Origin of the sequence: Pseudoalteromonas sp. BSi20429, from assembly GCF_000238895.1 — a bacterium.
In the GTDB taxonomy this organism is placed as follows: Bacteria; Pseudomonadota; Gammaproteobacteria; order Enterobacterales; family Alteromonadaceae; genus Pseudoalteromonas; species Pseudoalteromonas arctica.
The window spans coordinates 160498-172889 of sequence record NZ_BADV01000015.1; the positions used below are offsets into that span (position 1 = coordinate 160498).

Sequence of the window (12392 nt, forward strand, 5' to 3'; positions counted from 1 at the left end):
CTTTCTAGGGACTATTAACTCTTTGTTGCTCGGTTTTTACTTAGCCCACTAGGTTACAAACCTCGCGTCGCGATTTAATCGCCCCTAGATTGAACAAATTTCAATCCACAAAGATCAACACGCCCTAGTTAAAACAAAGGCTCGCAGTGCGAGCCTTTTTTATATACTTTATTTAATATTACTCAGCCACACGCTTTGGTATGGTTCTAGCTCTATCGTTAATTGGCTTTCTTCAATCGTTTTATTTGCTACCAAATCAAACCACTTTTGGGTGTTAATTAAGTTTAAGTCGGCCAATGTGAGTGTTTGTGGTTTATCGCTAATGTTATAAACACAAAATATACTTTGGCGCCTGTCAATGCTTTGTCTCCAAAAACCAAACAACCCACCTGCTAAATGCAGCGTAAACTGTGTAGCATTGGGGTGAAAGGCACTCTGCTTTTTGCGTACTGCCAATAAGCTTTTTATGCCGTTAAACACTTTATGATGATGACTGTACTTTTCACCAATTGCCGCGAGTAGCTTTGATTCTTGCCAACGATGGCGGTTAATAGCGCGGTTATGCTGTGAATTTTCAAATCGGTCGTAATCGTTAGTTGTACCCAACAAACTATGAATATAAAGCCCTGGGATACCTTCAAGCGCAAACATAATTGCGTGAGCACACATAAATCGCTCAAGGCCATACTTATCAGGGCCATTGTGCGTCCCTTGAAGTGCATCAAATAAAGCAATATTTAGCTCGTACGGTGTATGTGTGCCATCGTTACTTGTACGCATAGATACACGACCACCAAACTGCATGGTTGTACTTACTAGTGACGCCACTTCGCTAGGCTGTAGTAAACCTTCAATTGGTCTGAGCCCTACTCCATCATGCGAGGCTATAAAGTTAAAGTATGCCGTCCCATTTTGCGCAGGCGGCATGCTCATCATCCAATGCTTTATTGCAGTACTATCACCACTAAGTAATGTATGAAGCAACAATGGCGGCAATGCAAAGTTATAAATACTGTGCGCTTCGTTAGCGTTACCAAAGTACGATAGGTTTTCTTGGTTTGGAATATTGGTTTCGGTAATTATAACTACGCTGGGCTCTGCGTGCTCAATAAGTGTTCGCATTAGCCTTACTGCTTCATGTGTTTGCGGCAAGTTAATGCAACTTGTATTAAGCTGTTTCCACAAAAATGCAACCGCATCAAGCCTAAACAAACGCACGCCATTGTCTAAATAATGCCTAATTATTCCCACAAACTCTTTAAGTACATCAGGATTGCCAAAGTCAAAATCAACCTGATCGTGACTAAACGTACACCATACGTGCTTTTCACCGCTTGGCGTTGTTACAGTATTTAATAACGATGAGGTTCGCGGGCGTACAACTTGGCTTAAATCATCCGTTAAGCTGGCCGTTTTAAAGTAGTCTTTACCAGGGTGTAAATCGTTTAAAAAGTTCTCAAACCATACGCTTCTGCTTGAGCAATGGTTAATAACTAAATCTGCCATTAACTTTACGTCTTTAGCGATGTTTTGAATATCGCCCCAATCACCTAACGACTCATTCACTTGCACGTAGTTCATTACGGCAAAGCCTTCATCTGAGCTATACGGGTAAAATGGCAATATATGCAGCGCATTTAACTGCATATCACATTGCTCTTTTATAAACCGGTGTAGTGTTTTAAGCGGTGCCTCCATTGGGCTCGATACAGCAAATTCACTATCATCATGTTTAATAATAGAGTCGCCATAAGCAATCAATACTATATCTTGTTCATCCCACCGGTTTGTATGGGGGGTCGGGTCGCGCAGTGCATTGCTACCTAATATAATTTTAATGAGTTGCTGAGCAAGCTCAGTAACCGATAAAGGCAGCTCAACCCCCTCATAAATAATATGAAGATGTTGCTCTACTCGTTGTAAAAATAATTCGCTAACTGTGCTCACATGCGCCCCTAATATTTATTGTTTAGACTTATAGGCTAGTTAACCTGCGCGCAGGTTAACTATATTCTTCGTTATCTAGCTCTACGGCTTCTTTTAAGCGCTCAAGTACATCTGGCATTGCTGATACAACACGGTTCCAACTTGGCACAAATGGCGCTTCCATTGGGTTTTCTAGAAAGTGTTGACCTGCTTCCATAATATTTTGTGCAAACATTTCTACTGCTTTTTCTTCTTGGTGTACATCAAGTGTTAACCCGTTCATAAGCGCATCGTTGTGATAGGTTTCAATAAAATCTAGCCCGATACGGTAGTAAGTCGCTTTTAATGAACGAATTGTTTCGCTGGTAAAAGTAACACCTTGAGTCGCCAGCTTTCTAAACAATGCCTTAGTAATATCAATCGACATTTTAGACAAGCCTGCGCTTTGGTCATCAAGTGAAAGTTCTTGGTGCTTATGATCGTAATTATCTGCAATATCTACTTGGCATAAGCGGTTATGAGAGTAATTACGATACATTTCACTCAGTACGCCTATTTCAAGGCCCCAGTCACTTGGAATGCGAATATCGTTTAAAACATCGCGTCTAAACGAAAACTCACCTGCAAGTGGGTATCTAAATGAGTCCATATATTCAAGGTAGTCGGTATTGCCTAAAATTGTTTTAAACGAGCGAAGCAATGGCGTTACTAATAAGCGCGATACACGGCCATTAATTTTGCCATTCGCAGTACGCGGGTAAAACCCTTTACAAAATTCATAGTTAAAACGCGGGTGCGCAACGGGGTAAATTAAGCGAGCAAGTAAGCTTCTGTCGTAGGTTAAAATATCGCAATCATGCAGCGCGATAGATTCCACTTCCGCTGTTGCTAATTTATAGCCCATGCAGTACCACACGTTACGGCCTTTACCCAGCTCACGCGGTGCAACGCCTAGCTCTTGTAATTCTTTATCAAGTGCTTGTAAGCGTGGGCCGTCGTTCCATAATACTTTATGGTTTTGGTTTAGCTCTTTAAAAAAACCAAGTGCATGGCGGTACTGTGCTTCGTCGGCTCTATCTAAACCTATGGTAATTTGCGATAAATACGGTACTTCGCGTAATTCGCTAACTATATTTTGCAGTGCAGGGCCTTCGAGTTCACTAAATAACGAAGGAAGTATTAATCCCATTGGGCGCTGCTTGCTAAAAGTAAGTAGCTCTTTTTCTAGATCTTCTATTGGTCTGTCGGCAATATTATGTAATGTTGTAATAATGCCATTTTGATAAAAATCAGCCATGAGATGTTTGCTCCTCAGAAATACTTAAAATACTGCTAATGCACGGCAACGATGTTATTTCTTCAATCCAGCCCAGCGGTGCTGGCGATTGAGAGTATCGTGCTTTATTGTGCGACAATTTAACCGGCTTTTTACTCGCCGGATTGGCGATAATAATGGCGATATTTGCATGCTCTAACATTTGCTTATCGTTATCGCTATCACCAAGTGCAATGACCGTGAGAGGCTTTCTGAAATGATGGGTAAACTGTTTAACTAACCACTGCTGTGCAGCGCTTTTATCGGTATTTTTGGCAATATGAATGAAGCGCCCACCAATTTTTATATCGTAGCCGAGTGCTTCAACATCGTTTACAAAGGCTGTGAGTAATTCGTCGTTGCCATACCAATAAAGAGGGTCTGAATAATCGCGGGTTTGTGCGCGTCTTGCTTGCGCATCATCGAGGCCTGTAAGTTCTGATATTTGCTCACTCGATAAGTCACTAAACAATTTGTAATGTGCTTTATAATCTGCCTTTAAAGTATTTAGATCATCTAATAAACTCGATAGCGGCTTTGCCATTGCGTAGCACCAATACGCGCCTATTTTTTTACAACCAATTGGCTTTAATTCAAAATAGTCTTCTGGAATAAATACCGCTGCACCGTTTTCAACAATAAAAGGCTGTTGAATATTTAAATCGTTTTTAAGCTCTATAACTTCGCAAAAAGTTTTACTGGTATTAAACACCACAGGAATATGTGCATTTTGCAGCTGCTGTAATAACTCACTGATATTATTGGTATTGTAATCGGCGTGATCGAGTAATGTACCGTCCAAATCTGTAAAAATAATGGGTTGAAGTGTGTCATCACTCGTTAGGTGCATACCGCTAATATCGCGGTTGCTATCAAGTTCAATTAAAGCGTTTGCTTTAGCGCTCAGTGTGTTTAAGTTCTCACGCGTAATGCGCTCAAAATGAGAAATAAAATACACCAATTGCTCGTTAGTCATGGTGCCTGAGCCTTCACCTTTTTTGGCTATTAACTTTTGTTCTTGCTCTTGTCTCCATGTAAAAACATCACTAAAACTCGGTGCTTTTAGCATAACGGTATAATCAATTAGGTTAAAAACGGCTTTATATTCGTTTGCCAAACAGCTGTTTACACAGCGGCGCCAAACGCCTTCTTTATCAAATTGTTGCTCTAACTCGTTAAGCGGCTCACTCAATGAAAACAACGGTTGTGGCTCACTGCCTACGCACCACCCTTCTAAAATAACAATATCAACTGACTTTTCGTTTGTTAGCCAATCACTTGCTGGCACGCAGTCGTCTTCGTGTTTATTAAAACGTGGAAGCGGTACGTTTACCTCTCCTGCCAGTAAGTTAGTTATTGTGCTATTCATTAAAGCTACGTCGTGAGTACCCGGTACTCCGCGAGTAGTAAAAAGAGGATGTACGTCTTTGGCAAGTTCACTACGTGCTTGTTTTGCTAAATAAAAGTCATCAATAGACAATGCAACACTGTAAAGTGGTGTGTTTTTAGAAAACCAGGTAACTAAAAAATCAGCGAGTGTTGTTTTTCCTGAGCCTTGGCATCCATTTATGGCAACAAAAATAGGAGTATTTGTTTTTTTAGATTCGAGGATGTCATGCGCGAGTGGAACAAAATATTGCTCACTCAAATATTGATACTTTAAAGGCAGTTGGTGTTTTGCTAAAAACGGGGTTATATCCACAATATTGGCCTCTGACATAGTAACTCCTTTGCATACAATGCGTTCTGGAAGTTAAATGCAGATACTAGACCATTATTATTTTTGTATATTTATTAAGAAGTTAAAAAAATAGCGCATTAAAAATGCGCTATTATGGTGCAATCTATTTAGCTAATGTGCAAAATTAAACTTTTTCAGGTTCTGCTTTTGGTAATACTAAGTTAAGTACTATTCCTAAAATAGCGCAGAGGCTTACGCCCTCTAAACTAAATTGGCTACCACCAATATGCATACCACCAATACCGCACACCAAAATAAGCGCAACAATACTTAAGTTACGCGGCGCGGTTAAATCATCGCCCGACTTAACCAGTGTATTTAAACCCACTACAGCAATAGAGCCAAAAAGTAGAATCATAATGCCGCCCATTACAGGTACAGGAATAGTTTGCAAACCAGATCCCATTTTAGCTACAAACGCTAAAATAATGGCAATAACAGCTGTCCACATCATTACTTTAGGATTGAAGTTTTTGGTAAGCATAACTGCCCCCGTTACTTCTGAGTAAGTAGTGTTAGGCGGGCCACCAAATAATGATGCCGCAGAAGTCGCAAGGCCATCACCAAACAAAGTACGATGAAGCCCAGGCTTTTTCAAAAAGTCTTTATTGGTTACTTGGCTAATAGCCATCATATCGCCAATATGCTCAATTGCAGGTGCTATTGCTACAGGTACCATAAACAAAATAGCCTGCCATTTAAACTCAGGCCAAGTAAAGTTTGGTACAGCAAACCACTGTGCGTTAGTCACTGCGTCAAATTGCACAACGCCCATACCAAGCGATAAACAATAACCCGCTACAACCCCTGCCAGAATAGGTATAAGCTTAAATACGCCTTTTCCCCATACTGCAAAAATAAGCGTAACCACTAACGAGAACAACGAAATATAAATAGCGCTGGTGTAATCAATAATTTGAATACTGCCGTCGCCACTTTTACCCATCGCCATATTTACAGCAACAGGTGCTAACGCAAGGCCAATAACCATAATTACTGGGCCTACAACCACAGGTGGTAAAATTTTATGAAGCGTTGCAACGCCTTTAAATTTCACTAATAAACTTAAAAGCATATAAGCAAAACCCGCCACCATTAAGCCGCCCATAGTGGCCGGCACGCCCCACATTTGCACAGCGGCAATAATAGGTGCAATAAAGGCAAACGATGAAGCTAAAAATATAGGCACTTGGCCTTTAGTCACTACTTGAAACAGCAAGGTGCCAATGCCTGCGGTAAAAAGCGCAACATTAGGATCCAAGCCCGTTAAAAGCGGCACTAATACCAGCGCACCAAATGCTACAAACAGCATTTGCGCGCCCGTTAAAATAGTTTTTATTGAAAAGGTGTCATTATTTTGCACTTAAGACTCCTAAACAGTACCGAATATTTTGTCGCCCGCATCGCCTAAACCAGGGATAATATAGCCCTTTTCGTTCAAGTGGCTATCTACTGAGGCTGTAAATATTTCTACATCTGGATGTGCTGTAAGTGTTCTTTCAACACCTTCTGGTGCTGCAACTAGTACAATCACTTTGATTTCTTTACAGCCTGCTTTTTTAAGCATATCGATTGTGGCAATCATTGAGCCACCCGTTGCAAGCATAGGGTCAATAACTAAGCTTAAGCGCTCATCAATATTACCTACTAGCTTTTCAAAATATGGTACTGGCTCTAGTGTTTCTTCGTTACGTTCAAGACCAACAACACTCACTTTAGCCGCTGGTAATAACTGCATAACACCGTCCATCATGCCAAGACCAGCGCGTAAAATAGGCACTACGGTAATTTTTTTACCTTTAATATGCTCTACTTTTAATTTATTGCCATCCCAGCCTGTAATTTCGTTATCTTCTAACTGTAGGTTTTTAGTTGCTTCGTAGGTTAATAAGGTTCCAACTTCAGAACATAATTCACGAAAGCTTTTAGTACTAATACCATGCGCTCGCATTAGGCCTAGTTTATGTTGAACAAGAGGGTGAGAAATAACGTGAATTGCCATGATATAAACCTACTGATACAAGAATTTGCAGTATTTTATATTAAAAAAGGTCATTTGACCTGTAGTTTTAAAGAGATTTTCATACATCGTGCCAAAATGTATTGTTTTGCTTGATATTTATGCAAGCAATCAACCCGTTGTGTTTATTAAATGTTACTCGCTAACCAGCTGTTTACTTGCTGTTGCATATAACTATTTATTTTTTGATGCTCAGGGCTCCAGCCAGCTAAAAATCGATAAAAGTCAGCCCATGCAGCAGGCCATAAAGCGAGCCAATCGTCAGCTATTTTACTTGCTGGTGCTGTAGGATGATAAGTAGTAATAGCAGCCTTTAAATTATCAAAATAAAACGCAAGATACTCATCAGCGCACTCGTGTAATTGTGCATCACTTAAGCAACTGGTCATAAAATACATCACATCAATTATCCCAGAACCTGCACCTATATACTGAAAATCATAACCGAGTATTTCATCGCGCTCATTAGCTGCAAAGTTAGCAAGTTTTGCATCGCCATGAATCAGCGTTTTATACGCACAACTTTGTAGCTGCTCATCTATTTTATGTGCAGCATTTTTAATATCGGACTTTTTATCAAGGTTATCTTTTAGTTTATTAAACTCATCTGGGCGCGTACTTAAATGCCAGTAGTTGCCTTGCTGCCATAACCCTTCAGCGGGTTTACTTAAGTTAAACGCATGAAAGTGTGCAAGCCACTTTACTATAGCTTTAACATGTTGTGGCCCTGCTTGAGCAAACCCATGTTTGGTGAAATCCTTAAATACCAGCGCATATTCATCATCTTTATTAATTGCACCTATAGATTCAATACTTTGCGCATGTACTGGTAAATGCTGGCTATAAAGCTTATAAAAAGTGTATTCAACACTATAGGAATGCTGCTTTCTTTTAAGCGCAAATTCGCTTTGTTTAATTTTAGGATGGTGTATATAACTGGGTATTTTAATCGCTTTAATAACGCAGGCTTTATCATCAAGCTGGCACTTCACAATACTGCCACATCCACTCCAAAGTGATGTAAGCGTATCGCCAATTTCAATGTGCTTAAAGTGAGGTTGTAATAAAGGAATGTAAAATGCCATAGCTATATTAAGTAATTAAGTTTTTTGTAGTTTAACATTAGTGGACGTTTTTAATAAAACTAAGGCATAAAAAAGCCCCACTTGGTTTTATACAAGTTTGTATGTAAATAGTGGCCAAAATCACTGTACTACTACAAAAAGACTGGTAATACTCGTGAGCACATTGTTCCCGTTTAGAGTTAGATATTTCTGATGAAGGTAAATACCCCCAATCCCAAACAATGTCAGGCTCTTTCTTTCCACAACCAAATAAAAACAACAAAGTTAAAAGGTAACTCAAATTCTTCATAGGCTTTCTAACGCCGCAAATAAACGGCAAAAATTAGTTGGCTATAATTTGTGATGCACGAGCAAAGCCAACTGTTTTTTGTCCGCGCTTTTAATTTGCATTGTTATGTACCGCCTTAAGCAGAACATTCATTAACTATATTTTCCAGAAATTCTTTTGATTCCTTGAAAGACTTAGGTGTAAACACCTCATCTGGGTCTTCTGTATTTGTACCATCAATTGTTAATTCATAGTAAGTAATTTGCCCTTCAGCTTTTTCTACTTCTACGGAGAGCAAATAACTAGTTAATGACCGATACTCTTCAAATTTCTCAAAGAAGCAGGCCTCATAGACAGGAACGTCGAGTTTTTTACCATAACCCACCAATTTGATAGATTGGAAACCACATGCAGTCAACAAAGAACAAAGTAAAATTGAAATCAGTGTTTTCATATCGCCCTAGGTTCATAACGAGCCTGTAGATTAACTCGTTTTTAAATTTGTTTTTATTGATAAACAAACCATAGCTGAGTTCCTATTTTGGTTCAATTGATTACTGTATTTTTACGCAGAATATAGAAGTGTTTGATATTGTTTTAATTGGCGTTTTGGAAGGGATTAAGGGTGGTTGAGTGGCTTTTATTTAGGGTAAAAGGGCTTACCCTTCTTAATGCATCGTGTTTTGCAGCTTTTCTATATTATGAACAAGACAGTACAGTTGCCATTGCGCATTCACTTTCATTTGACCCCGTAAGGTCAATTTATTCATGCCTTTATTCACCGTAATATTCCGCTTTTTATTTAAAAGAAAGCCGGTTCAATACTGCCGAATCGTTTGCCATTCTTTAATAAACAGCTGTCGTCGTCCGATTGGGCTATCTATTTTAACTTTCATCTTATCGACATAGCTCATCTTTTTGCGCGATTCATTATTTATAAACTGCACCTGCGCCCTGTTTTAATGGGCTTTTTTCGTAATAATTAGGATGGGTGTCATCCTAATTATTAGTAGGATGGGTGTCTAGTTTATTTTTTTTGGCTTTTAATTCAAATACAGGTTTCAAAATTCACATGGTAACTCACATATACCATTTAACTTTATACATTAATTTTATTCATAGCATAGAAACCATGCTCGAAAACAGTAAACCGAGTGCAAATAAAATCATACGTTTAGTATTATTCTCTTCTTTGTCTGTAAAAGCTTCTGCGCTGTAAGGGAAATACATTGTTTTTGAAAATATATATGGATAAATCCAATAAAATCCCATTGAATATAAAATAAAACTCCCAATCCAATTTTCAATTCCAAATCTTTCAGCAATGAACAAGCCAGAAAACACGAACCAAATTACGGCAATCAATATAAAAATTGAATTTTTCATCACTCTTTCGAACCATTTAATGTCAGATTAGTTAAGATAGCTGTTCCAGCTTCTCTTTTTGCAATTTCTTTTTTTGTGATCGTTTTTCCAGCTTTTAATGGCCCCGTAACTATTTTACTTGCACCCAATGGGGCCATTGTAATCACAGCCCCTAACATATCACCTTGGACGATTTGATCTAAATCGCAGCAGAAACGATTGCACACCCTAGAGTACAGGGAAAATTTTAGATGGGTGTCTTGTTTATTCTAACAGCATAATTAGATCACTGGCATTTAAATGGATAATGCAAAATTAAGGATGGGTGTCTAGTTTATTTCTCATTTGGGTTGGAGAAAAATCTACTTTCCAAATGTCCAACTCGTATAAATTCCCTTGCTTATCTATGTTTAACGCTGCCGATACAGGAGTACCATCCAAATCTTTAAACATATATTCAGCGATCTCTTGACCAAGTTGACGGCTGTCATAGTTATAACCTATAGCTAAACTTCCCATTCCACCATCATTCATTGGATTGACAAGTAATTGGGAAATATCTACTTCCAACTTAGCCATCTTAAGCAGTTTAGTAATTATTACAATTTCAGTTGGATTCAAATTCCGCATAAGAGATACACATAACGCCTCACTAAGAGGCAAATAATAGTTGGTTAAAATAAGCGACGAAGGAGCAAAAACCAACTGTTATTTGTCCTGCTTGAGTGACTTGTTAGTTTTAAACAACTCCAAGTAATATTCTTTGTCTAGTAAGTTACGTTGAAAGTGGCCTGCAACTGGAGGCTTAAACTCATTACCAGATAATAATAAAAGTCTTTGCTCTGTTACTTCTGGATAGTCTTCTTTTATTTGACCGAGACTAAAATGCATAAAACTGTCTAACGGAACAAATAGTTTTGTAGGAACACTTTTTGAATTGGTTTCTAACACCTCATCAATAGCAAAAATTAACCTGATGTTATTTGGTGATTTGGGGCCTGTTTTAGCTTTTAAGTCATATATCTGTTTGCCGTTTCCATCAACCATATCCACACCGACTACACGCCCGATTAAAACATGATCAGTTTTTTTAATTAATGCTTCATCAGATACTTCCAGTGGAAATGATGCAAATACATAATTAGAAATTAAACAGAAAAACAAAACTATATATTTACGCATGAACATCCTTTTAAAACTAACGCCGCGTTAAGCGGACTAAAATTGTTGGTCATGATGTGTAGCGAAGCGAAACCTAACCAACTGTTTTAGCTCCGTTTAAACGCCTTGTTAGAATTTCATTTCGACTTAAGAGTGATTTCTATATCAAGCTCTTTAGCCTCAGTCTTTACTGCTTTAATATAGTGTAATTTTATGGAACCCTCTACAAACTTTAGCCTTTTACTACTTTGTGCTTTAGGTGTATCACCAGAAGTCGTCACTGTATAATGATAATACTCATATTCACTATTGTGATGTTCATTACACTCATTTATTTTTTGAGAGTTATAATAAAAAGGCTGTACTTCAGAGTGCTCAGGAAATAGAACAACATTAAGTCCCTCCATTCCTGTTTGCACAGAGCTAAAAACTAGACCATGTATATCAGCACCAAAGTTAACACGTAAATACTCAAATATAATTTGAGTTTCAAGATACGTAGATGTCCCCCTCTGAGATGCAGGCTTAGATAGTAAGAAGATTAATTGTTTAATAAATTGTGATTTATGAGAGTTATCTGAAAAATCAGCTTCAAGTGGACAAAAGTACATTTTACTAATTTCTGTTAATTTTCTTAAATCTAATAACCTCAAAGTATTTATTGTTCTGAATTCCGCTGACATAACGCTATCACCAGTTATAGCGCGAACCTCGCTAAAGCATGTTTCTCGGTCACTTGAGGCATAAAACGCCGAAATACCAGTAGGGGTCATTCGTTGGTCAGTAGCTAGTTTTTGGGGTACAGGGCCAAGTTGGTTAGCGGGGTCACTGAAAATTTCAGCTCTTTCATTTGCAGTGTTTGCAACTCGTGCCCTAAACATTGAGGCATTTGGATTAAGTTCATGAATGACATCATCAATAATAACGCCATTCTTTTGAATAATTGCAAATAAAGAATTCAAAAATTCTTTTGCCGAATCATTAAAAAATCTATGGTTATGAGAAACTGATTTTATAAATTCAGTCCATTTATATTCATAAGCATTATGATCGAGAGTACCATCATCGTAAACAAATAAAGTTTCATTAGTATTTAGTGACGCTATAATATGCTCAGTTAAATCATCTCGTAACTGCTCAGAGCCAACTTCTAAATTGTCTATCATTTCCCAAATCTCTGATACGCACAAATCATCACTTCCGTGATAAAACATCCCAACTTCCATTGGACTACATTCAGACAATGGTATAACTGATTCCATGAAACGAGATTCGAAAAGGTCAAAAATCACTTCTTTATTAGCAATATTGTTTTTTTCTTCGCCACAATAGAAACATAAGTCATGAGCAGGTTTTTTATTAATTTCTACTTTTATTGATTCAACATCAATACAATCGGCACATATAAAACTCATTGCTACCTCTAAAATTCTAACGCTTATATTAAGCGGCTAAGTACTGTTGGCTATAATGCGCGGAGCGCTAGCCGACTGTACGTGTCCGTTTGAATA

At 38.2% G+C, this 12392-nt stretch carries 12 protein-coding genes; all 12 read right to left on the bottom strand.

Going from position 1 to position 12392, the window contains the following annotated elements; genetic code table 11:
- Window positions 1-168: 168 nt before the first annotated feature.
- The 12 genes from P20429_RS16005 to P20429_RS15970 all read right to left on the bottom strand — a co-directional run bounded on the left by P20429_RS16005 (window position 169) and on the right by P20429_RS15970 (window position 12296).
- The gene (locus P20429_RS16005; RefSeq protein ID WP_007580877.1) at window positions 169-1947 is read right to left on the bottom strand and encodes a sugar phosphorylase; all 1779 of its coding nucleotides are present in this window, start codon (window positions 1945-1947) and stop codon (window positions 169-171) included.
- Between the two features lie 55 nt (window positions 1948-2002).
- Entirely contained in the window at window positions 2003-3223 is a 1221-nt protein-coding gene (locus P20429_RS16000) for a glycosyl transferase (RefSeq protein ID WP_002958673.1), read from the bottom strand.
- The gene (locus P20429_RS15995; RefSeq protein WP_007580879.1) at window positions 3216-4961 is read right to left on the bottom strand and encodes an HAD-IIB family hydrolase; all 1746 of its coding nucleotides are present in this window, start codon (window positions 4959-4961) and stop codon (window positions 3216-3218) included. Before P20429_RS15995 ends, P20429_RS16000 begins: the two co-directional genes overlap by 8 nt.
- 145 nt (window positions 4962-5106) lie before the next feature.
- Window positions 5107-6345: a uracil-xanthine permease family protein gene (locus P20429_RS15990; protein ID WP_007580880.1), complete on the bottom strand. Its 1239-nt coding sequence runs from the start codon at window positions 6343-6345 to the stop codon at window positions 5107-5109.
- 9 nt (window positions 6346-6354) lie between these two features.
- Window positions 6355-6984, bottom strand: coding sequence for a uracil phosphoribosyltransferase (upp, locus tag P20429_RS15985; RefSeq protein WP_007580883.1), 630 nt, complete (start codon window positions 6982-6984; stop codon window positions 6355-6357).
- Window positions 6985-7130: 146 nt separating this feature from the next.
- On the bottom strand, window positions 7131-8087 hold the full coding sequence (locus P20429_RS15980; protein WP_007580885.1) for a phosphotransferase: 957 nt from the start codon (window positions 8085-8087) through the stop codon (window positions 7131-7133).
- 404 nt (window positions 8088-8491) lie between these two features.
- The gene (locus P20429_RS19185; RefSeq protein ID WP_033026299.1) at window positions 8492-8809 is read right to left on the bottom strand and encodes a hypothetical protein; all 318 of its coding nucleotides are present in this window, start codon (window positions 8807-8809) and stop codon (window positions 8492-8494) included.
- Between the two features lie 214 nt (window positions 8810-9023).
- Window positions 9024-9125 (bottom strand): transposase, encoded by a 102-nt coding sequence (locus P20429_RS21030; protein WP_370494013.1) that lies wholly within the window; start codon window positions 9123-9125, stop codon window positions 9024-9026.
- A 346-nt stretch (window positions 9126-9471) separates the two neighbouring features.
- On the bottom strand, window positions 9472-9741 hold the full coding sequence (locus P20429_RS19190) for a hypothetical protein (RefSeq protein WP_033026303.1): 270 nt from the start codon (window positions 9739-9741) through the stop codon (window positions 9472-9474).
- Window positions 9742-10035: 294 nt separating this feature from the next.
- Complete coding sequence (locus P20429_RS19195; protein ID WP_197099226.1) at window positions 10036-10341, bottom strand: hypothetical protein; 306 nt, start codon at window positions 10339-10341, stop codon at window positions 10036-10038.
- 87 nt (window positions 10342-10428) lie between these two features.
- On the bottom strand, window positions 10429-10902 hold the full coding sequence (locus P20429_RS15975) for a hypothetical protein (RefSeq protein WP_007580896.1): 474 nt from the start codon (window positions 10900-10902) through the stop codon (window positions 10429-10431).
- A 116-nt stretch (window positions 10903-11018) separates the two neighbouring features.
- Window positions 11019-12296, bottom strand: coding sequence for an RES domain-containing protein (locus P20429_RS15970; protein WP_007580898.1), 1278 nt, complete (start codon window positions 12294-12296; stop codon window positions 11019-11021).
- Between the last annotated feature and the right edge of the window lie 96 nt (window positions 12297-12392).